The sequence below is a fragment of the Streptomyces sp. NPDC058653 genome (assembly GCF_042716895.1).
Classification (GTDB): Bacteria; Actinomycetota; Actinomycetes; order Streptomycetales; family Streptomycetaceae; genus Streptomyces.
This window is the reverse complement of record NZ_JBHXRM010000065.1, coordinates 1-20204: the sequence shown is the minus strand read 5'-3', so window position 1 is coordinate 20204 and position 20204 is coordinate 1. Positions and strand designations below refer to the sequence as shown.

General features: G+C 70.0%; 18 protein-coding genes and 5 tRNA genes. 12 read left to right on the top strand and 11 right to left on the bottom strand.

The window, feature by feature from the left end; genetic code table 11:
• Nucleotides 1-5: 5 nt before the first annotated feature.
• Nucleotides 6-1430: a 3-isopropylmalate dehydratase large subunit gene (gene leuC / locus ACFWU9_RS34280; protein WP_384324988.1), complete on the bottom strand. Its 1425-nt coding sequence runs from the start codon at nucleotides 1428-1430 to the stop codon at nucleotides 6-8.
• A 181-nt stretch (nucleotides 1431-1611) separates the two neighbouring features.
• On the opposite strand from leuC, the gene ndgR reads away from it, so the two are divergent.
• Entirely contained in the window at nucleotides 1612-2328 is a 717-nt protein-coding gene (gene ndgR / locus ACFWU9_RS34275; protein ID WP_023538406.1) for an IclR family transcriptional regulator NdgR, read from the top strand.
• A gap of 221 nt (nucleotides 2329-2549) precedes the next feature.
• Here the strand turns inward: ndgR and ACFWU9_RS34270 are convergent, their stop codons facing one another.
• On the bottom strand, nucleotides 2550-3032 hold the full coding sequence (locus ACFWU9_RS34270; RefSeq protein WP_384324987.1) for a DUF4188 domain-containing protein: 483 nt from the start codon (nucleotides 3030-3032) through the stop codon (nucleotides 2550-2552).
• A 115-nt stretch (nucleotides 3033-3147) separates the two neighbouring features.
• On the opposite strand from ACFWU9_RS34270, the gene ACFWU9_RS34265 reads away from it, so the two are divergent.
• Entirely contained in the window at nucleotides 3148-3813 is a 666-nt protein-coding gene (locus tag ACFWU9_RS34265; protein WP_384324986.1) for a MerR family transcriptional regulator, read from the top strand.
• An 89-nt stretch (nucleotides 3814-3902) separates the two neighbouring features.
• Here ACFWU9_RS34265 and ACFWU9_RS34260 read toward each other — a convergent pair.
• The 6 genes from ACFWU9_RS34260 to ACFWU9_RS34235 all read right to left on the bottom strand — a co-directional run bounded on the left by ACFWU9_RS34260 (nucleotide 3903) and on the right by ACFWU9_RS34235 (nucleotide 5203).
• Nucleotides 3903-3975: transfer RNA gene (locus ACFWU9_RS34260), tRNA-Glu, on the bottom strand.
• 19 nt (nucleotides 3976-3994) lie between these two features.
• A tRNA-Gln gene (locus ACFWU9_RS34255) sits at nucleotides 3995-4066 on the bottom strand.
• A gap of 26 nt (nucleotides 4067-4092) precedes the next feature.
• Nucleotides 4093-4165, bottom strand: a tRNA-Glu gene (locus ACFWU9_RS34250).
• Between the two features lie 61 nt (nucleotides 4166-4226).
• Nucleotides 4227-4299 (bottom strand) — tRNA-Glu (locus tag ACFWU9_RS34245).
• A 19-nt stretch (nucleotides 4300-4318) separates the two neighbouring features.
• Nucleotides 4319-4390 (bottom strand) — tRNA-Gln (locus ACFWU9_RS34240).
• Nucleotides 4391-4480: 90 nt separating this feature from the next.
• Nucleotides 4481-5203, bottom strand: coding sequence for an HAD family hydrolase (locus tag ACFWU9_RS34235; RefSeq protein WP_384324985.1), 723 nt, complete (start codon nucleotides 5201-5203; stop codon nucleotides 4481-4483).
• A 123-nt stretch (nucleotides 5204-5326) separates the two neighbouring features.
• Here ACFWU9_RS34235 and ACFWU9_RS34230 point away from each other — a divergent pair, with 123 nt between their 5' ends.
• Nucleotides 5327-5653 carry a DUF6247 family protein gene (locus ACFWU9_RS34230; RefSeq protein WP_384324984.1) on the top strand — a complete coding sequence of 109 codons (327 nt, stop codon included), beginning with the start codon at nucleotides 5327-5329 and terminating at the stop codon, nucleotides 5651-5653.
• On the top strand, nucleotides 5650-5889 hold the full coding sequence (locus ACFWU9_RS34225) for a hypothetical protein (protein ID WP_384324983.1): 240 nt from the start codon (nucleotides 5650-5652) through the stop codon (nucleotides 5887-5889). Before ACFWU9_RS34230 ends, ACFWU9_RS34225 begins: the two co-directional genes overlap by 4 nt.
• A gap of 58 nt (nucleotides 5890-5947) precedes the next feature.
• On the opposite strand, the gene gltX is transcribed toward ACFWU9_RS34225, so the two are convergent.
• The 3 genes from gltX to ACFWU9_RS34210 form a co-directional block, all read right to left on the bottom strand.
• On the bottom strand, nucleotides 5948-7423 hold the full coding sequence (gltX, locus tag ACFWU9_RS34220) for a glutamate--tRNA ligase (RefSeq protein WP_384324982.1): 1476 nt from the start codon (nucleotides 7421-7423) through the stop codon (nucleotides 5948-5950).
• Nucleotides 7416-8216, bottom strand: coding sequence for a fumarylacetoacetate hydrolase family protein (locus ACFWU9_RS34215; RefSeq protein ID WP_384324981.1), 801 nt, complete (start codon nucleotides 8214-8216; stop codon nucleotides 7416-7418). The genes gltX and ACFWU9_RS34215 overlap by 8 nt, the downstream gene beginning before the upstream one ends.
• 120 nt (nucleotides 8217-8336) lie before the next feature.
• Nucleotides 8337-8513 carry a hypothetical protein gene (locus tag ACFWU9_RS34210; RefSeq protein ID WP_384324980.1) on the bottom strand — a complete coding sequence of 59 codons (177 nt, stop codon included), beginning with the start codon at nucleotides 8511-8513 and terminating at the stop codon, nucleotides 8337-8339.
• 581 nt (nucleotides 8514-9094) lie between these two features.
• Here ACFWU9_RS34210 and ACFWU9_RS34205 point away from each other — a divergent pair.
• From ACFWU9_RS34205 to ACFWU9_RS34170, 8 genes are all read left to right on the top strand, one after another.
• On the top strand, nucleotides 9095-13018 hold the full coding sequence (locus tag ACFWU9_RS34205; protein WP_384324979.1) for a nitrate- and nitrite sensing domain-containing protein: 3924 nt from the start codon (nucleotides 9095-9097) through the stop codon (nucleotides 13016-13018).
• A gap of 9 nt (nucleotides 13019-13027) precedes the next feature.
• The gene (locus ACFWU9_RS34200; protein WP_023538416.1) at nucleotides 13028-13441 is read left to right on the top strand and encodes a roadblock/LC7 domain-containing protein; all 414 of its coding nucleotides are present in this window, start codon (nucleotides 13028-13030) and stop codon (nucleotides 13439-13441) included.
• 109 nt (nucleotides 13442-13550) lie between these two features.
• A complete protein-coding gene (locus tag ACFWU9_RS34195; RefSeq protein ID WP_189105262.1) occupies nucleotides 13551-13958 on the top strand; it encodes a DUF742 domain-containing protein in 408 nt (135 codons plus the stop codon).
• Nucleotides 13939-14520, top strand: a complete 582-nt coding sequence (locus tag ACFWU9_RS34190; protein ID WP_078074889.1) for an ATP/GTP-binding protein — start codon at nucleotides 13939-13941, stop codon at nucleotides 14518-14520. Before ACFWU9_RS34195 ends, ACFWU9_RS34190 begins: the two co-directional genes overlap by 20 nt.
• Before the next feature lie 338 nt (nucleotides 14521-14858).
• On the top strand, nucleotides 14859-18353 hold the full coding sequence (locus ACFWU9_RS34185; protein WP_384324978.1) for a nitrate- and nitrite sensing domain-containing protein: 3495 nt from the start codon (nucleotides 14859-14861) through the stop codon (nucleotides 18351-18353).
• Nucleotides 18354-18363: 10 nt separating this feature from the next.
• On the top strand, nucleotides 18364-18777 hold the full coding sequence (locus tag ACFWU9_RS34180) for a roadblock/LC7 domain-containing protein (RefSeq protein WP_189105601.1): 414 nt from the start codon (nucleotides 18364-18366) through the stop codon (nucleotides 18775-18777).
• Between the two features lie 95 nt (nucleotides 18778-18872).
• Nucleotides 18873-19568, top strand: a complete 696-nt coding sequence (locus tag ACFWU9_RS34175; RefSeq protein WP_384324977.1) for a DUF742 domain-containing protein — start codon at nucleotides 18873-18875, stop codon at nucleotides 19566-19568.
• Nucleotides 19549-20130, top strand: coding sequence for an ATP/GTP-binding protein (locus tag ACFWU9_RS34170; RefSeq protein ID WP_031229389.1), 582 nt, complete (start codon nucleotides 19549-19551; stop codon nucleotides 20128-20130). Before ACFWU9_RS34175 ends, ACFWU9_RS34170 begins: the two co-directional genes overlap by 20 nt.
• Nucleotides 20131-20204: the final 74 nt, after the last annotated feature.

Here is a 20204-nt window from a genome sequence, read left to right as displayed (position 1 = left end):
ACGGTTCAGGCCTCCACGGGAGTGCGGGTGTCGGACAGGTCGGCGGGCGAGGCGAGGTGGCCGAGGACGGCGGTGGCCGCTGCCACCTGCGGCGAGACGAGATGGGTCCGGCCACCCTTGCCCTGCCTGCCCTCGAAGTTGCGGTTCGAGGTCGACGCGGAACGCTCGCCGGGCGCGAGTTGGTCGGGGTTCATGCCCAGACACATCGAACAGCCCGCGTGCCGCCACTCGGCGCCCGCGCCGGTGAAGACCTTGTCCAGGCCCTCGGCGACGGCCTGGAGCGCGACCCGTACGGAGCCGGGAACCACCAGCATGCGTACGCCGTCGGCGACTTTGCGGCCCTCCAGGATCGAGGCGGCCGAGCGCAGGTCCTCGATACGGCCGTTGGTGCAGGAACCTACGAAGACCGTGTCCACCCTGATGTCGCGCAGCGCCTGGCCGGCGGTCAACCCCATGTACTCCAGGGCCTTTTCGGCGGCGAGCCGCTCCGAGGCGTCCTCGTAGGAGGCGGGGTCGGGGACGTGCGTCGACAGCGGCGCGCCCTGGCCGGGGTTGGTGCCCCAGGTGACGAACGGGGCGAGTTCCCCGGCGTCGATGAAGACCTCGGCGTCGAAGACGGCGTCGTCGTCGGTGCGCAGCGTCCGCCAGTACTCGACGGCGGCGTCCCAGTCCGCGCCCTCGGGGGCGTGGTCGCGGCCCCGGAGGTAGTCGAAGGTGATCTGGTCCGGGGCGATCATGCCTGCCCTGGCGCCGGCCTCGATCGACATGTTGCAGATGGTCATGCGGGCCTCCATCGAGAGCTTCTCGATGGCGGAGCCGCGGTATTCGAGGATGTAGCCCTGGCCGCCGCCGGTGCCGATCCTGGCGATCACCGCGAGGATCAGGTCCTTGGCGGTGACGTCGGCGGGCAGTTCGCCCTCGACGGTGATGGCCATGGTGCGGGGGCGGGCCAGCGGGAGGGTCTGGGTGGCCAGGACGTGCTCGACCTGGCTGGTGCCGATGCCGAAGGCCAGCGCGCCGAAGGCGCCGTGCGTGGAGGTGTGGCTGTCGCCGCAGACGACGGTGGTGCCGGGCTGGGTCAGGCCCAGCTGCGGCCCCACGACGTGGACGACACCCTGCTCGACGTCGCCCAGCGGGTGCAGCCGTACGCCGAAGTCGGCGCAGTTCTTGCGCAGCGTCTCCAGCTGGACGCGGGAGACGGGGTCGGCGATCGGCTTGTCGATGTCGATCGTCGGGGTGTTGTGGTCCTCTGTGGCGATGGTGAGGTCGAGCCGCCGCACCTGTCGGCCGTTCTGGCGCAGGCCGTCGAAGGCCTGCGGGCTCGTGACCTCGTGCAGGAGGTGCAGATCGATGAAGAGAAGGTCGGGCTCGCCCTCGGCGCGCCGGACGACATGGTCGTCCCAGACCTTCTCCGCGAGTGTCCTACCCATCGCTTTCCCTTCGGCCGGCAGCGCCGCCGGCAGTCCTGGAGATATGTGGGCCCACGCCGGTGTCGCCCCGTGCCCGCGTCGGCTGCGGACCCGGTCGGTGCGCGGGCCCGTCCGTACAGGTTGGCAAGTTCCTCGGAAAATTGAACTTGCGTTTCACAGAGTGAGACGTGAGTATCGTTGCATGGACAACTCTAGCGGCGTCGGCGTTCTCGACAAGGCGGCTCTGGTACTGAGCGCTCTGGAGTCCGGGCCGGCCACCCTCGCCGGGCTGGTCGCGGCGACCGGGCTCGCACGGCCCACGGCACACCGGCTGGCCGTGGCTCTGGAACACCACCGGATGGTGGCGAGAGACATGCAGGGCCGCTTCATCCTGGGCCCGCGGCTCGCGGAGCTGGCGGCGGCGGCCGGTGAGGACCGCCTGCTGGCGACCGCCGGGCCGGTGCTCACGCATCTGCGGGACGTGACCGGGGAGAGCGCGCAGCTCTACCGGCGCCAGGGCGACATGCGGATCTGCGTGGCCGCGGCGGAGCGGCTCTCCGGGCTGCGGGACACGGTGCCCGTCGGCTCCACGCTCACCATGAAGGCGGGCTCCTCCGCGCAGATCCTGATGGCCTGGGAGGAGCCGGAGCGGCTGCACCGCGGGCTTCAGGGGGCGCGCTTCACGGCCACGGCGCTGTCGGGAGTACGGCGACGGGGCTGGGCCCAGTCGATCGGTGAGCGCGAGCCGGGCGTCGCCTCGGTCTCGGCACCGGTACGCGGGCCGTCCAACCGGGTCGTCGCGGCGGTCTCGGTGTCCGGTCCGATCGAGCGGCTCAGCCGGCACCCGGGGCGGATGCACGCCCAGGCGATCATCGACGCGGCGGGGCGGCTGTCGGAGGCGCTGCGCCGTAGCAGCTGACCGACCGGGCCGGGCGGGCGCGGGCCAGCCGTGGGCGGGAACGGCGCCGCCGTCGCCCGGCCGCTCAAGCTACTCACCGGCGCCGCGAAACTCCCCAACTCCGGCCCCGTGTTCGGGGAGTTGACGGAGTGCGGGGAGTTCGCCGGGCCCGGGAGGCCATGGCGTCGCGGGAAACAATCGCGGCGTCGACGCGGTCCACGCCGCTCGGTGGACGGTCGCGGTCAGGCGCCGAGGCGGTCCGCCGCCCGTTCGCCGCGACGGCCCACCGGGACGACCTCCGTGGCCGCGCCGAGACCGAACGCCGGCATGTTGATGTAGACGCTCTCGTACGACCCCGCCGGGACGACGTACGTCTCGTGCCAGAAACCCACCTTGCCCTTGCCGGCACGCAGCCGCCGGTTGAACTCCGCCCAGGCGGGGCGGTGCTCCCCGTCCTGCGCGGAGGCGTAGGCGAACAGCTTCTCCTTCGAGTCCCAGTACTGGACGACGTACATCACCCTCGGGAGGCCCAGCAGCGGCTGGAAGCCGATCAGTCCGCTGTCCTTGTCCCGCGACAGCTCCTTGAGCATCCTCGGCATGGCCGTGAAGACCGGCCACCAGCTGCGCAGGGCACGGAAGTTGTTGATGCGCATCCCGATGAGGAAGACGACGACGTCGCCCTTGGCGTCCGCGGTCATCCGGCCGTCGATCAGTTGGGTGGGCATGACGATCCCCCTTGGTTACGGCCGCGCGACGGCGGCGCCCGGGCGGCATCTCCATTGGAGAGTGCCACTATCCATGATTAGATAGTGACACTCTCCAATGGAAGGTGCAAGCGGTATGCGGATGGCGGAGCTGAGCGAGCGCAGTGGGGTCCCCACCGCCACGATCAAGTACTACCTGCGGGAGGGACTGCTCCGGCCCGGCCACCGGGTCACCGCCACGCAGTCCACGTACGACGACGAACACCTGCGGCGGCTGCGGCTCGTCCGCGCGTTGATCCAGGTGGGCCGGATGCCGGTCGCCACCGCGCGCGAGGTCCTCACAGCCATCGAGGACGAGACGATCGACCACCACCAGCGCCTGGGCTCCGCGATCAGGGCACTGCCGAACGACGGGGCGCTGGACGCCGCCTTCGACTCCGGAGAGCTGGACGAGGAGACGGAGGCCGCGCGGCGCCGGGCCGACGAGCTGTTCGAGGAGCTGGGCTGGACGCACGCGTTGGCGGCGGGCGCCGCTGAGTCCGCGTACCGCGTCCTGGTGGGCGCGATCGCGGGGCTGTCCCGTACCGGTTACCCGTGCGAGCTGACGGACCTGCTGCCGTACGGGCGGCTCGCCGACCAACTCGGCGTCACCGACATCGACATGATGGAGCGGTACGGGGACCCGTACGAGCAGGTGGAGGCGGCGGTGGCGCTCACCGTGCTGTACGAGCCGGTGCTGCTCAGCCTGCGCCGACTGGCGGAGGCGGAGGAGTCCAAGCGGCGCTACAGTCCCGGGAGTTGAGCGGGTCCGGGCGAACGGCTCCGGGGACGGGCTCGGGCCCGGAGACAGAGAAAAGGCCCTCCGCTTTCGCGGAGGGCCTCGTCGTCACGTACCCCCGACCGGATTCGAACCGGCGCTACCGCCTTGAGAGGGCGGCGTGCTAGGCCGCTACACAACGGGGGCCAGCAGGTGAAGCGTTGAGCTGGGCTACCAGGACTCGAACCTAGAACAACGGAACCAGAAACCGTCGTGTTGCCAATTACACCATAGCCCAAGGGTGGTTCAGCCTTGCGTTCTGCGTACCCCCGACCGGATTCGAACCGGCGCTACCGCCTTGAGAGGGCGGCGTGCTAGGCCGCTACACAACGGGGGCCCTAGCGATCCTGCATCGACATGTCCGGGTGCGACCCGAAGAAATCGGAGAGAAGGATCTGTACCCCCGACCGGATTCGAACCGGCGCTACCGCCTTGAGAGGGCGGCGTGCTAGGCCGCTACACAACGGGGGCATTGCAGAAGAACTCTGCGCTGGGCTACCAGGACTCGAACCTAGACTAACGGAACCAGAAACCGTCGTGCTGCCAATTACACCATAGCCCACCAAAACTCAACCCCCGGTATGGGGGTTTTGTTTGGGTTTTGCGCCTTCCGGCCAGACCTTGCGGTCTCTGGGGTGGCGCAGGAAGAACATTACCCGATGCGGGACGGCGCTCCAAAACGGGTATCACCGCGCAGCAGGGCGGGGAGCCGGTCCAGATCGGTGATCGTCACGAGCTCGGGACGGCCGCCGAGTCCGTCCCGGTCGAGCCAGACTCCGGCCAGTCCGGCGGCGGTGGCGCCGCCGGCGTCGATGTCCGGTTCGTTCCCCACGTAGGCGACCTCGGAGGGGTCGAGTTCCAGGGCGTCGCAGGCCGCGTGGAAGGCGGCGGCGTCGGGCTTGGAGACACCGAGCTCGGCGGCGCAGAGGACGGCCTCGAAGTAGTCCCGTACGCCGAGGACGCGGAGTTTGCGGTCCTGGTTGCGGATGCTCGAATTGGACAGGACGGCCTGGCGGTAGTCGGGGGCCAGCGAATCCAGCGCGGCGAGGGCGTCGGGGAAGAGCTTCCAGGCCGCCTCGTAGTGCGCGACGTAGCGGTCGAACCAGGCGTCGGCGTCGGTGTCGCTCAGCGCCTCCGTGCCGAGGAACTGCCTGACGCGGTCGCGGCGCTGTCCCAGGAAGGTCGTCCCGCCCTCCGCGAACCGCAGCCACTGGAGGTCCGTGATCTCGCGCCAGTGGCTGAGCGCGCGGTCGACGGTGCCGTAGCGGTGGGTGATCCCCTCGGCGGCGAGATGCAGCCGCATACCGGCGCGGTCGGCGGTGGTGTAGTCGAAGAGGGTGTCGTCGATGTCCCAGACGACGGCGCGGATCGGCATACCCCGACGGTACCGGGGCCGGCCTCCCCCGTGCGGGTGGGAAAGCCGTCCGCGCCGCGGCCCGAGCCCGGTGAGGCCCTAGCATTGCGCTCCCGTCCGCCGCACCCGCCGAGGGAGTTGACCATGGTCACCGAAGTGGACCCGGAAGCATGTGAGAGAACCCCCGACGCCGTACGCGCGGCGCTCCAGCGGCGCCCCGACTGGCTGAGCGGCTTCGAACAGGACTGGCTGAGCGCGGCGGCCGACTTCGATCAGGCGGCGCTGGCCGGGGTGGTGGACAAGTGGTTCCCCTTCGCCTGCGCCTGTGCGACTCCGGGATATCTGGACGACGTGGAGCACACGATCAAGCGGATGACGGAGGGCGACACCGAGGGCATGGTCTTCCGGGACACGGAAGGCGACGCCTACGACGCCGACAACAACCCGGTGGACGCGGGGGAACGGGGATGAGCGTGTACGCGATCCGCTACGCGGAGCGCGCGGCCCGTCGCAGGGCCGCCCTGAGCGGGCCTCCGCTCGTCGCGTTGTCCGCTCTGGAGAAACGGCTGGCGATCAACCCGTACGGGCCGCCCGCGACGAGCAACCGGGACAACAGCTGGTCGGCGGCGTTCGCCGGAGGCTTCGTGACCTACGTCGTGTCGAACCGGCATGTCGTGATCAACGTGGTCGATCTCGTCGCACTCTGAATGATCGCGACCCCGGGGGTACGGCGGCGCAGCCCCCGAGCCGCCGTACCCCCGCCGCCTACGCCGTCAGCTTCGTCAGCGTCGCGTCGATGCGGCGCAGTGTGCGGGTCCTGCCCAGGATTTCCAGGGACTCGAACAGCGGCAGGCCCACCGTGCGGCCCGTGACCGCGACGCGGACCGGGGCCTGGGCCTTGCCGAGCTTGAGGCCGTGCTCCTCGCCCGCCGCGAGGACCGCGTTCTTCAGGGAGTCGGCGCTCGACCAGTCGGCGTCCGCCAGCTTCGCGCGGGCCGTGGTGAGCAGCGCCGCCGGCTCGCCCTTCATCGCCTTCGCCCAGGACGCCTCGTCCTCGACCGGCTCGTCGAGGAAGAGGAAGTCCACGTTGGCGGTGATGTCGGACAGCACCGTCACCCGGGTCTGCGCGTACGGGGCGATCGCCTCGAAGGCCGCCTGGTCGAAGTCCTCGGGCGCCCAGTTGGCGTACGGGGCCCGCAGCCAGGGCGCGCAGGCCTCCATGAAGGTCTTCACGTCCAGTTGCCGGATGTGGTCGGCGTTGATCGCCTCGGCCTTCTTCAGGTCGAAGCGCGCCGGGTTGGCGTTGACGTCGGTGATCTCGAAGGCGCCGACCATCTCCGCACGGGAGAAGACGTCCTGGTCCGCCGAGAACGACCAGCCCAGCAGGGACAGGTAGTTGAGCAGCCCGTCGGGCAGGAAGCCGCGCTCGCGGTAGAGGTTGAGCGAGGCCTGCGGGTCACGCTTGGAGAGCTTCTTGTTGCCCTCGCCCATCACATACGGCAGATGCCCGAACTGCGGTACGAAGTGGGTGACGCCCAGCCCCATCAGCGCCTGGTAGAGCGCGATCTGACGGGGCGTGGAGGAGAGCAGGTCCTCGCCGCGCAGCACGTGCGTGATCTCCATCAGCGCGTCGTCGACGGGGTTGACGAGGGTGTAGAGGGGCGCCCCGTTGGCGCGGACGATGCCGTAGTCGGGCACGTTCTCCGGCGTGAACGTCAGCTCGCCGCGGACCAGGTCCGTGAAGGTGATCGGCTCGTCGGGCATCCGGAAGCGCACGATGGAGGTGCGGCCCTCCGCCTCGTACGCCGCCTTCTGCTCGGGCGTGAGGTCGCGGCAGTGGCCGTCGTAACCGGAGGGGCGGCCCGCGGCGCGCGCGGCGTCGCGGCGCGCCTCCAGCTCCTCGGTGGTGCAGTAGCAGTGGTACGCGTGGCCGGCGGCGAGCAGCTTGTCGGCGATGTCCCGGTAGATGTCCATCCGCCGCGACTGGCGGTACGGCGCGTGCGTACCGCCGACCTCGGGGCCCTCGTCCCAGTCGAGCCCCAGCCAGCGCAGCGAGTCGAGCAGCGCCTCGTACGACTCCTCGGAGTCGCGGGCGGCGTCGGTGTCCTCGATGCGCAGGACCAGGGTGCCGCCGTGGTGGCGGGCGAACGCCCAGTTGAAGAGGGCGGTGCGGACCAGGCCCACGTGGGGGTTGCCGGTCGGCGAGGGACAGAAACGTACGCGGACGGTCGCGTTAACCACGCTTGATCACCTTGTTGGTGAGAGTGCCGATGCCTTCGATGGTGACGGCGACCTCGTCGCCGACGTTGAGGGGGCCGACCCCCGCGGGGGTGCCCGTGAGGATGACGTCGCCCGGGAGCAGCGTCATGGCCTCGGTGATGTGCACGACGAGGTCCTCGACGGAGCGGATCATGTCGCGGGTGCTGCCCAGTTGGCGCTGCTCGCCGTTGACGGTGCACTGCACGGCGAGGCCGTCGCGGACCGCCGGCAGACCGATGGAGGTCTCCACCCAGGGGCCGAGCGGGCAGGACGTGTCGAAGCCCTTGGCGCGGGCCCACTGCTTCTCGCGCTGCTGGGTGTCGCGCGCGGTGACGTCGTTCGCGCAGGTGAACCCGAAGATCACGTCCTTGACGCGCTCGCGGGGGACCTCGCGGCACAGACGGCCGATGACGACGGCCAGTTCGGCCTCGTACTGGACGTCCGAGGAGAAGGAGGGGTACTCGACCGCGTCACCGGAGCCGATCACCGACGTGGTGGGCTTGAAGAAGGTGATCGGTGCCTCGGGCACCTCGTTGCCCAGCTCCGCCGCGTGCGCCGCGTAGTTGCGGCCCACGGCCACGACCTTGTTGGGCAGCACGGGCGGGAGCAGCCTGACCTTGCTCAGTGGCACCTTGGTGCCGGAGAGCTCGAAGTCGGTGTACGGAATGCCCTTGATGATGTCGAGGACGAGGCCGGCGGCCGTACCGCCGGTGCCGTCCTCCTCGACCGCGCCGAAGGCGACATTGCCGTCGATGGAGAATCTGGCGATGCGCACGGGTTGCTGTCGCCCCTCACTTTGCTGCTGGCTGGCTGACTGAGACTGACGTCCCAGATTAGGCCCTGGCGCGGTGGGGGGCGGCGGCCGACGCGGTGCGTGGCCGCCGTGGGGCGTGCCCTACTGTGCGACGGGGGCGTCGATCAGCGTCGTACGGCGCGGGTTGGCCGTGCGGACCGGCAGGTCGACCGCGTGCTCCTGCTGGACGGGCGGGAGGAGCTCCCCGGCGTCGTCGAGGTTCGCCAGCGTCGTGCGGCGGGGGTTGGCGGTGTTGCGGAAGATCTTCGTCATCTTCATCGGTTGTCTTCAGCCCTTGTCGCGATACGGGTGCCCGGGAGCGCCGCTTGTCGAATGTGCCATCTCTGTAAAGCGTCAGGCTAAACACGTGATTCCCCGTGAAAGCCCGGACGCTGCACCGACTCCCATGTGAGTTTGCTCACGACCTGCCGGGCATATCGCCCATCACGGACAGTGGTCGAGACCGGTGAAAACGGTCATCCCGTAATCGAACATGCCATTCCGCTCCTGATCATCAGGACTGGGGCACCCCGCACCCCTGAGGGACTCGTTCCGGGAAGTCCTTTTCCTCCCCGAACACCTTCTACCGATCGTCACCCGCCACTCACAACGTGTCACGCAGGTCACAGCCAGGTACGCGGCCCTTGTTGGAGATCCTGCTCTGTGCTGAAATTCCACGCACCGCCGCGGGTTCTTCAGGACGGCGCGTAAGGGCGCGACGCGGCGCCGAGTGGCATGCGGGGAAGGGGAGCATCGCCGGTCACTCAACGACCACCTTGGAGCGCACTCTGTGCTCCACGACGCCGACACCGTCCCGCCCGTTCCGCGGGGGGACGCCTGGTCCAGAGGTTGCGACGCTAGTGCAGGGACGTTTCAAGAGGGATAGCAGCGCTGCGGCGGAGCAGGAGCCCCGTGGCGGAACCGACCGCGGCTCCTCGCCCCAGCACACCCAGAACCCGGGCCCGGGTCCGGCCGGCGAGGGTGGGGACCGGGGTGCCAAGACCGGTGCGGCGCCCGGTGGCGAAGCCCCGGACAGCGCGCCCAAGTCGGTGTCGACAGACGCCGGTTCGCGAATAGCCCTGCGCAACTGGCGCATCAGCACCCGTCTCGTGGCACTGCTCACGCTGCCGGTGGTCGCGGCCACCACGCTGGGCGGACTCCGTATCAACGAGTCCATGAACGACATGGAGCAGCTGGAGCACATGCAGCTGCTGACCAAGATGACCAAGGAGGCGACCAGCCTCGCCGCCGCGCTCCAGGCGGAGCGTGACGAGTCGGCAGGTCCGCTGACCAACGGCGCGAACCCCAACGACTTCAAGGTCCAGGACCGTCGTACGAAGACGGACCGGGCCAAGAAGGCATTCCTCGGCGCCACCGTCGACATCGGGAACACCGACGGCGACCAGGCGCTCGAGTCGATCCGCGCCAACGTCAGCCAGATCGCCACCCAGGTCAACAAGATCCAGGAGATCCGCAAGGACGCGTACGACACCGACGCCACGCACTCCCTGACGGTCGACGCCTACAGCGGTCTCATCGACTCGCTGCTGAGCCTCTCCCAGGACATGGCGCAGGCGACCAGCAACCCGGACATGATCAAGCGCACGCGCGCCCTGGCGGCCTTCTCCTCCGCCAAGGAGTACGCGTCGATCCAGCGCGCGATCATCGCCTCCGCGCTCCCCGCCGACCCGAAGGTCAAGGGCGATCTCAACGAGAACGACCGCCTCTACGGTCTGGCCGCGGCCACCAAGGGCGACAACGCCCTCGCCTCCTTCGACGCGCTGTACGAGTCGATGGGCGGCAACGCCGAGGAGCTGACGGCGCCGCTCAGCGGCAAGGGCAACCCGGAGATCAACGCCGCCGACGAGTACGCGCAGCGGGTCCTCGGTATCTCCGGCGGTCTGGAGGGGCGGCCCAACCGCTCGTACCTGGACTGGACCGACCAGGCGTCCGCCAAGATCAACGCGATGAACATCATCGAGCAGACACTGCTGGGTGAGATGGAGAACAAGGCGCGCCAGCTGAAGGAGAAGTCCCAGCAGGACGCGCTCATCAACGGTGCGCTGATCCTCGTCGTCCTCGGCGTCTCGCTGGTCGGCGCCTTCGTCGTCGCCCGCTCCATGATCCGCTCGCTGCGGCGCCTCCAGGAGACGGCCACCAAGGTCGCCCAGGACCGGCTGCCCGAGCTGGTCAAGCAGCTCTCCGACTCCGACCCGCAGGACGTGGACACCTCCGTCGAGTCGGTCGGTGTGCACTCCAGGGACGAGATCGGAAAGGTCGCCGCGGCCTTCGACGACGTGCACCGCGAGGCCGTCCGACTGGCCGCCGAGCAGGCGCTGCTGCGGGGCAACGTCAACGCGATGTTCACCAACCTCTCGCGCCGCAGCCAGGGCCTGATCCAGCGTCAGCTGTCGCTGATCTCCGAGCTCGAGTCCCGTGAGGCGGACCCGGACCAGCTGTCCTCGCTCTTCAAGCTGGACCACCTCGCGACCCGTATGCGCCGTAACGGTGAGAACCTCCTGGTCCTCGCCGGTGAGGAGCCGGGCCGCCGCTGGACCCGCCCCGTCCCGCTGGTCGACGTGCTCCGTGCCGCGGCCTCCGAGGTGGAGCAGTACGAGCGGATCGAACTGGCCTCGGTGCCCACGACCGAGGTCGCGGGACGCGTCGTCAACGACCTCGTGCACCTGCTCGCCGAGCTGCTGGAGAACGCGACGTCGTTCTCCTCGCCGCAGACCAAGGTCCGCGTCACCGGTCACGCGCTGCCCGACGGGCGCGTGCTCGTCGAGATCCACGACACCGGTATCGGTCTGTCGCCCGAGGACCTGGCGGCGATCAACGAACGGCTGGCGTCGCCGCCCACCGTGGACGTCTCGGTCTCGCGCCGTATGGGTCTGTTCGTGGTCGGCCGGCTCTCGCTGCGTCACGGCATCAGGATCCAGCTGCGTCCCTCCGACTCCGGCGGCACGACCGCGCTGGTCATGCTCCCCGTCGATGTCGCCAACGGCGGCAAGAAGATGCCGCCGCGCCCCGGCGCCGGCGCGCAGAACGGCGCGGGCGGACAGCAGCCCGGCGGCCTCGGCGGCGGCCAGCAGTCCGGTATCGCCGCGGGACTCGCGGGTGGCGCCGCCGCCCGCGAGAGCACCGCGGGGGGCGCCGGACGTCTCGCCGGTCCGCCCTCGCGTGGCCAGGTCGGCGCCGGTACGGGGCCGCGTGCCGCGCTGCCGGCCAGGAACGGGATGCAGAGCGGTCTGCCCACCAGGCCGCAGTCCGGTCCGCCGCAGGACCCGCAGCGACAGGGACCCGGCCAGGGATCGGGATCGGGACAGCCGAGCCTCTTCGGTACGAGCCCCCGCGAGCAGCAGGGCCGTCAGGGCGGGCAGGCGGGCCCCGGTCAGCCGTCGGGTCCGGTGCCGCAGGCCGGTGGCCGGCTCGCCCGGCCCGGTCAGAGCCTCTCCAGCCCGAACGGACGCGGTGGCCCCGGCAACCGCGACCGCGGCGGGTTCCCGCAGGGTGCGACGGGGCCGGCCGGTGGGCCGCCGCCCGTCGACCGCGGCCGTCAGCTCCCGCCGCCCGGCGGACCGCGCGCCGAGCTGCCGGGGGGCACCCCGCCGCCGCAGCGCCCGCAGCGTCCGGGGACCAGTGCGACGACGACCTGGGGCACGGGGCAGCAGCCCCCGGCGGGGCGGTTCTCGCCGGACTCGCCGCGCGGCCACGAGGAGCCCGAGAACACCGGTCAGTTCCCGATGCCGTCGGCAGGGGCGGGCCAGGGCCCCGGCCCCGGCTCCACCGCCGAGTTCGCGCGTCCCGACTTCAACGGCCCGAGGCCGGACCGCGGCAGCGGCCCCGGCGGTATCGGCGGCGGCAGCGGATACGGCGACACCGGCTCCCACCCCCTCCCCAACTCGGGCGACGTGAACGCCGGTTGGCAGGGTCAGGGCCAGGGCGTCGGGGCCACTGAGCAGTTCCCCCGGCCGGACTTCAACGCGCCCCGTCCCCCGGAGCCGTCCGCCGCGCCGGGCTCCCAGAACTCCGATCTCTTCGGCCAGAACCCGCCGCCCGGACAAGGTCGTCCGGGCGCGGACCAGGGCCGGCAGGGCGGCCAGGACCGTCCCGGCTTCGGCCAGAACGGCCCGAACGGGGCCGACTTCGGCGCCCCGCGTCCGCCGGTCGGCGCGCTCCCGCAGCAGCCCCAGCCGGAGGCCCTGCCGCCGGCCGGTCCGGGCGACGGGCGTACGCCGCTGTTCGACACGCTGGAGACGAACTGGTTCCACGGGCAGCAGAACGGCGGCCCCGGCCGCCCCGCGCAGCCCGAGGTGCCCGGCGTACCGGCGGCGCCCGAGCAGCAGCCGTTCCAGCCGGGAAACTTCACGCAGCAGTCCCCACAGGGGATGCCGGAACGGCCGGCGTCCCCTCCCCCGATGCCGCAACGTCAGCCGGCGAACGGCGGCAACAACGGCAACGGCGCCGTCACGTCCTCCTGGCGCACGTCACCCAATGACGAGCTGGTACGCCAGGCCGAGCGGGTCAAGAAGCCCGCCGCGGGCGGAATCACCACCTCAGGTCTGCCTCGGCGGGTCCCGCGTGCCAACCTGGTGCCCGGAACCGCTCAGGAGCAGAGCAACCAGACCGGTCCGCAGGTCTCGCGTTCGCCGGATGACGTACGCGGCCGGCTGACCAACCTTCGCCGGGGTATTCAGCAGGGTCGTCAGGCCGGCGGCCGTACCGCCGACAGCTCGACGACCGGCAGTTTCAACCTCGGCCCCTCTCACCAGCAGGAGCGTTAGTTGAGTCCGATGAGCCAGGCGGCGCAGAATCTGAACTGGTTGATCACCAACTTTGTGGACAACACCCCCGGGGTGTCCCACACAGTGGTCGTATCCGCCGACGGCCTGCTGCTGGCCATGTCCGAGGGTTTCCCGCGTGACCGTGCCGATCAACTGGCGGCCGTCGCTTCGGGTCTGACCTCGCTGACCGCGGGAGCTTCCCGGATCTTCGAGGGCGGGCCTGTGACCCAGACCGTCGTGGAGATGGACCGCGGATTCCTCTTCCTCATGTCCGTCTCCGACGGCTCCTCACTCGCGGTGCTCGCACACCCCGACTGCGACATCGGCCTCGTGGGCTACGAGATGGCCCTCCTGGTCGACCGGGCGGGAACGGTGCTGACACCGGACCTGCGCGCCGAGCTCCAGGGGAGCCTGCTCCACTGAGGCTTCCAGGTATCGCCCCCAGAGCCATCCACCGTCCGGCCGCCAACCGGCCCCACCCCGGCCCAGTCAGACGGCACGCAGACATCTTGCTGTCACGCCCGGAGGATTCATGACCCCGCCACCCGCCTCTCACGATCCGTACGGCGCCTCAGTCGACGCGTCCTACGGACATGAGGGCGACCAGCCGCTGGTTCGTCCGTACGCCATGACCGGCGGCCGGACGCGGCCGCGGTACCAGCTCGCCATCGAGGCACTGGTCAGCACGACGGCCGATCCGGCGCATCTCGCAGGGCTGCTCCCCGAGCACCAGCGGATCTGCCATCTCTGCCGCGAGGTGAAGTCTGTCGCCGAGGTGTCGGCACTGCTGTCCATGCCGCTCGGTGTGGCGCGCATCCTCGTGGCCGACCTGGCCGAGGCAGGCATGGTGGCCATCCACCAGCCGGGTAACGGAGAGGCCGGCGGCACGCCGGATGTGACACTGCTCGAAAGGGTGCTCAGTGGACTTCGCAAGCTCTAGCGGCGGAGCGGCACGATCGACCACCTCCGCGAAGATCGTGGTGGCTGGTGGGTTCGGCGTGGGCAAGACCACGTTCGTCGGGGCCGTCTCGGAGATCAACCCGCTGCGTACCGAAGCCGTCATGACCAGCGCTTCCGCCGGCATCGACGACCTCACTCACACGGGGGACAAGACCACCACCACGGTGGCGATGGACTTCGGCCGTATCACTCTCGACCAGGACCTGATCCTGTATCTGTTCGGTACGCCCGGACAGGACCGTTTCTGGTTCATGTGGGACGACCTGGTGCGCGGCGCGATCGGCGCTGTGGTCCTCGTCGACACCCGCCGTCTCGCCGACTGCTTCCCGGCGGTCGACTACTTCGAGAATTCCGGACTTCCGTTCGTCATCGCCCTCAACGGCTTCGACGGACACCAGCCCTACACTCCGGAGGAAGTACGCGAGGCGCTCCAGATCGGCCCGGACGCACCGATCATCACGACCGACGCCCGGCACCGCGCCGACGCCAAGAGCGGCCTGATCACGCTGGTCGAACACGCACTGATGGCCCGGCTCAAGTAGACGAATCCGTACGGCAGTTGCCGTAGCGCCGACCGGTGTGGGCTGTGTCTTTTGACATAGCCCACACCGGTGTTCATAACATTTCGAAAGAGAATTCACGCCGATCGAACACTCGACGCGTTCGGCTGGTATCGCTGTGCTCACATCGCACTCGCCTTTTGGCGGGCCTCGTTCTTTATGCCCGTTTTATCTGAGGTATGGACCACTCGGAATGGCTGATTCCCACTGTTTGGAACGGGACCGCCTCACGTGCTGGAATTCGATGAACTCCCGAGTAGTGCGGACCGATACGAAAAACGGCACAACGTAGGTGCCGACGCCGAGAGGTTGTTGGTCGAGTGAGGCGTAGGACAGCGAGCTCCGCGGAGCAGGCGGCGCGGGGTAACTTCACCCCGCCGCGGCGTACAGCGGCGCCGCCTGCGGATACGCCCGGGAAGCCCCCGGTACCGGGCAGCACCAGCCGGCTGTCCCCACGTAACTGGCGGGTACCGACCCGGCTCAACGCGATTCTCCTCATACCCGTGCTCGTCGGCCTCGTCATGGGCGGCTTCCAGGTCAAGGGCTCCATCGACACCTGGCAGGAGGCGCAGGACGCCGAGCGGACCGCCCTCGTGGTGCGGGCCGCGTCCGAGTACGGCCAGGCCCTGCTCAACGAGCGCGACCTCACCGCCCAGCCGCTGCTGACGAACAAGCGCGACGACAAGGTCGTCGTGGACGCCAGGGCGGCCACGGACGCCGCGAAGGCCACGTTCGACCGCGCAGTCACGTCCCTGCCGAAGGACGAGGGCCTGGAGCGCCGTCTGCGGCTCTTCCGCGCGGAGGAGCCCAAGCTGGACGCGATCCGTAAGACGGCGTACACGGCGGGCGTGGAGACGCCCGACAAGACCGGCCGCAACGGCGGCCCCGTGGCGACCGAAGAGGGCTACGTGCTGGTGCAGCACTCCCTCATGGAGTTCTCCAACGAACTGGGCCTCGGCACCGGCAACATCACCAGTTACGGCCGTACGGTCTACGCCATCCAGCTCGCCAAGGCCGCCAGCTCGCTCCAGCGCTCCATCGGTCTGCACCTGCTGGTGCGGCCGAGCGAGAAGCCGGCCGTCCGGTCGGGCCAGTCGATCGCGTTCTCCTCGTACGCCTACCTGGAGGACATCGCCATCGGCGAGTACGTCTCCGGCGGCACCGACGCGGACACCGCCAAGCTCCAGAAGGTCATGGCGGACAAGACCGCCGAGGGCGCGAAGAAGCTCGCGGCGGCGCGGCAGCAGGCCGCGGCGGCGGGCCAGAAGTTCATCGCGCCGCCGGCCCAGGAGGGCTCGGTGGTCGACGGCATGGTCGCCGCGATCGCCACCGGCGACACCCCCTCGCAGCTGGAGGAGCGCGGCGTCACGCCCACGGCGTGGATGGCCGCGACCACCGCCAAGTTCGACGGCTACACGATCATCGAGAAGGACCTGGTCGACAACGCCGTCGGCGACGCCGCGCAGATCTCGGACGACGCCAGGAACGACGCGATCATCAACGGCGCGATCGTCGTGATCGCCCTGCTGGCCGCCTTCGTGCTGGCCGGCATGATGGCGCGGCAGATGAGCCGGGCCATGCGCCGGCTCCGTACGGCCGCCTTCGGCATCGCCGAGCAGCGGCTGCCGATGCTGGTCGACCAGCTCTCCCGTACCGAGCCCGGACGCGTCGACACCCGTGTCCAGCCCATCCCGATCGACTCCAGGGACGAGATCGGCGAGGTCGCGCGGGCCTTCGACCAGGTGCACCGCGAGGCCGTCAGGCTCGCCGCCGAGCAGGCCATGCTGCGGGGCAACGTCAACGCGATCTTCACCAATCTCTCGCGGCGCAACCAGTCCCTGATCGAGGGCCAGTTGACCCTGATCACGGAGCTGGAGAACAACGAGGCCGAGCCCGAGCAGCTGGAGAACCTCTTCAAGCTGGACCACCTCGCGACGCGTATGCGCCGTAACGGCGAGAACCTGCTGGTCCTCGCCGGTGAGGAGCCGGGCCGCCGCTGGAACCAGCCGGTGCCGCTGGTCGACGTGCTGCGCGCGGCCTCCTCCGAGGTGGAGTCCTACGAGCGCATCGAGCTGAGCGGGGTGCCCGAGACCGACATCCACGGCCAGGCCGTGACGGACCTCGTGCACCTGCTCGCCGAGCTGCTGGAGAACGCCACCACCTTCTCCTCGCCGCAGACCAAGGTGCGGGTGACCGCGACCCGGCTGCCCGACGGCCGCGTGATGATCGAGATCCACGACAAGGGCATCGGCCTCACCGCCGAGGACTTCGCGGACATCAACCACAAGCTGGCCAACCCGCCCACCGTGGACGCCGCGGTGTCCCAGCGCATGGGCCTCTTCGTGGTCGGCCGGCTGGCCGACCGGCACGGCATCCGCGTGCAGCTGCGCCCCTCGGGCGAGCAGGCGGGCACCACGTCGCTGGTCATGCTCCCGGACGCGATCACCCACGGAGGCGGCGGCGAGCAGCCCGCGCCCACCGACTTCACGGTCTCCCAGATCATTCCGGAGCAGCAGGCCGCGGCCTTCGAGCCGGAGTCGCAGGCGTCGTCGACGCCCATGCTGACGGCGGCCGAACTCGGCTTCGACGACTCCCGGTACGACGAGACGGCGGGGGCCGGGGCGGCGAATCCGCGCAGTCTCGACCCCGTGAACCGCTCCCTGATGCGCGACGAGCGCCGCGCGGCGCTGGGCGGGGCCAACGGCGCCGCCCCGGCCCTGCCCGGGGGCGAGCAGCCGCTCTACGGCGACCAGGTCGACGGGCAGTACCGCGAGGAGACCGACGGCCGCTACGCGCCGCAGGAGGCCTCGTACGACCAGAACGGCTACCCGGCCGCGGGAGGCACGTCCGAGGCCGGACAGTCCTACGAGGGCGCCGGGTACGACGCGTACGCCACCCCCGACGGCTACCCGACGGGCACGGCCGACGGTTACGGGACGCCCGACGGCTACCCGGCGCAGCAGGACCCGCTGGGCGGCACCTATACGGAAGGGGCCTACGAGGCTCCCCGGCAGGACGGGGCGGGCTACGACAACCTCTTCGCCCCGGGGGCCGACCAGGGTGCCTGGGGCGACCAAAATGGCTACCAGGGTGGGTACCAGCCGGACGCGGGGACCGAATCGGAATCGTCCGATGGCGCTGCGGCGGACACTCCGGAGCGCGTAGAATTCGAACGCCCGGGGCCCTCGCCGAGCACCAGCCACACGCTCACGGGAGCGGGACTGCCGCGCCGTGGCAGCATCTCGCAGCCGAAGCCGAAGTCGTGGCAGTCCACCGGCGGGGACGACGGGCAGTCGAACGGAAACGTCGGCGGCGGGACCGACCTGTTCGGTGGGACCTCTCCGTCGGCGACCACGCCGAAGAAGCCGGCTCAGGCTTCCCAGGCTCCCGACCAGCAGGCAGGGCCCGCCGAGACACCGCAGACGAACGGGACCGACGAGACGTACACACCGACAGCCCCGCTGCCGCAGAACGGACGGAGCGACGCGAGCGCCCCGGACGACTGGCGTTCGACCAACGACGACCGTTGGCAGCGGGCCGAGAAACTCCGCGAGCCGAAGGCCGGCGGGATCACCCCGTCGGGACTCCCGAGGCGCGTTCCCAAGGCCAACCTGATCGAGGGAACCGCGGAGCAGACGCCGCAGAACGGCCCCCAGGTCTCGCGCGCGCCGGAGGATGTACGTGGCAGGCTGAGCAACCTGCGGCGCGGCGTCCAACGGGGCCGCAACGCGGGGGCGGGCAACGCGGGAACAACGGGGACGGATACGAACGGACCGGGTCGAGGCCCGGGCAGTACCTACAACCAGGAGCGTTAGTGTGAGCCCGATGAGCCAGGCGGCGCAGAATCTCAACTGGTTGATCACCAACTTCGTGGAGCACACCCCCGGGGTGTCCCACACCGTGGTGGTCTCCGCCGACGGACTCCTGCTTGCCATGTCCGAGGGCTTCCCTCGCGACCGCGCCGACCAACTCGCGGCCGTGGCCTCGGGCCTGACCTCGCTGACCGCCGGGGCCTCCAGGATCTTCGAGGGCGGTGCCGTCACCCAGACCGTCGTGGAGATGGACCGCGGGTTCCTCTTCCTCATGTCGATCTCCGACGGCTCCTCGCTGGCCGTCCTCGCGCACCCCGAGGCCGACATCGGCCTGGTGGGTTACGAAATGGCTCTGCTCGTCGACCGGGCGGGGACGGTGCTCACGCCGGACCTGCGCGCCGAACTCCAGGGAAGTCTTCTCAACTAACAGACAGACAGTGCGTTTCGCGCCATCGCACCATAGGGTTCGGTGGCGCGGCTCCACAGAACAGAAACCGACGACCGGAGTCGGAGGAGGAAACGGTGGCAACACCCACAGGCGGACATCCTTATGAGGGTGGCCGACAGGTCCCGGGTGAGCGTGCCCGGAACCACTTCAACTCCCCCTCCGCACCGGGCGGGAACGACGGTCAGGGCGGGCAGTGGGACGGCGGCGGGCAGCCGTATCATCCACAGCAGCAGCCCTACCAGCAGTCCCAACAGCCGTACGGGGAACAGCAGTCGTACGGTCAGGGACAGCAACAGCCGTACGGACAGCAGCAACCGTACGGGCAGGGGCAGCAACAGCCGTACGGACAGCAACCCTCGTACGGTCAGCGGACGCCCCGGATCCAGCCGGTGCAGCCGAGGCGCCACCAGGAGCCGGAGCAGACCGCGCACAACCCGTTGGTCCGTCCGTACGCCATGACCGGCGGCCGGACGCGGCCGCGGTACCAGCTCGCCATCGAGGCACTGGTCAGCACGACGGCCGATCCGTCCAGGCTGCAAGGGCAGTTGCCCGAGCACCAGCGGATCTGCCGGCTCTGTTTCGAGATCAAATCGGTCGCCGAGATTTCGGCACTGCTCTCCATCCCTCTTGGCGTCGCCCGGATCCTCGTAGCCGACCTGGCGGAGGCCGGACTTGTCGCCATTCACCAACCCGGCGGCGACGAGACCGCCGGGGGCCAACCAGATGTGACACTGCTCGAAAGGGTGCTCAGTGGACTTCGCAAGCTCTAGCGGCGGTGCAGCCCGCTCAACCACCAGCGCGAAGATCGTGGTGGCGGGCGGATTCGGCGTGGGCAAGACCACGTTCGTCGGCGCCGTCTCGGAGATCAACCCGCTGCGTACCGAAGCCGTCATGACCAGCGCCTCCGCCGGCATCGACGACCTCACCCACACCGGAGACAAGACCACCACCACGGTGGCCATGGACTTCGGCCGTATCACCCTTGACCAGGACCTGATCCTCTACCTGTTCGGTACGCCCGGACAGGACCGTTTCTGGTTCATGTGGGACGACCTGGTGCGCGGTGCCATCGGCGCCGTCGTCCTCGTCGACACCCGCCGCCTCGCCGACTGCTTCCCCGCGGTCGACTACTTCGAGAACTCGGGTCTCCCGTTCGTCATCGCCCTCAACGGCTTCGACGGACACCAGCCCTACACCCCCGACGAGGTCCGTGAGGCGCTCCAGATCGGCCCCGACACCCCGATCATCACGACCGACGCCCGGCACCGCGCCGACGCCAAGAGCGGCCTGATCACCCTGGTCGAACACGCGCTCATGGCCCGGCTCCGCTGAGCGTCCCCGGGCCGTGTGCCCGGGTCGGACGGAACGACGACGGCGGTGGCCCCGTACTCCTCGGAGTACGGGGC

Excerpts from the sequence above, each read along its gene's own strand:
- ndgR (WP_023538406.1), top strand. The coding sequence starts at position 1,612 with ATGGACAACTCTAGCGGCGTCGGCGTTCTCGACAAGGCGGCTCTGGTA.
- ACFWU9_RS34265 (WP_384324986.1), top strand. The coding sequence starts at position 3,148 with ATGCGGATGGCGGAGCTGAGCGAGCGCAGTGGGGTCCCCACCGCCACG.
- ACFWU9_RS34270 (WP_384324987.1), bottom strand. The coding sequence starts at position 3,032 with ATGCCCACCCAACTGATCGACGGCCGGATGACCGCGGACGCCAAGGGC.
- ACFWU9_RS34180 (WP_189105601.1), top strand. The coding sequence starts at position 18,364 with ATGAGCCAGGCGGCGCAGAATCTCAACTGGTTGATCACCAACTTCGTG.
- ACFWU9_RS34235 (WP_384324985.1), bottom strand. The coding sequence starts at position 5,203 with ATGCCGATCCGCGCCGTCGTCTGGGACATCGACGACACCCTCTTCGAC.
- ACFWU9_RS34225 (WP_384324983.1), top strand. The coding sequence starts at position 5,650 with ATGAGCGTGTACGCGATCCGCTACGCGGAGCGCGCGGCCCGTCGCAGG.
- ACFWU9_RS34200 (WP_023538416.1), top strand. The coding sequence starts at position 13,028 with ATGAGCCAGGCGGCGCAGAATCTGAACTGGTTGATCACCAACTTTGTG.
- ACFWU9_RS34195 (WP_189105262.1), top strand. The coding sequence starts at position 13,551 with ATGACCCCGCCACCCGCCTCTCACGATCCGTACGGCGCCTCAGTCGAC.
- leuC (WP_384324988.1), bottom strand. The coding sequence starts at position 1,430 with ATGGGTAGGACACTCGCGGAGAAGGTCTGGGACGACCATGTCGTCCGG.
- ACFWU9_RS34210 (WP_384324980.1), bottom strand. The coding sequence starts at position 8,513 with ATGAAGATGACGAAGATCTTCCGCAACACCGCCAACCCCCGCCGCACG.
- ACFWU9_RS34230 (WP_384324984.1), top strand. The coding sequence starts at position 5,327 with ATGGTCACCGAAGTGGACCCGGAAGCATGTGAGAGAACCCCCGACGCC.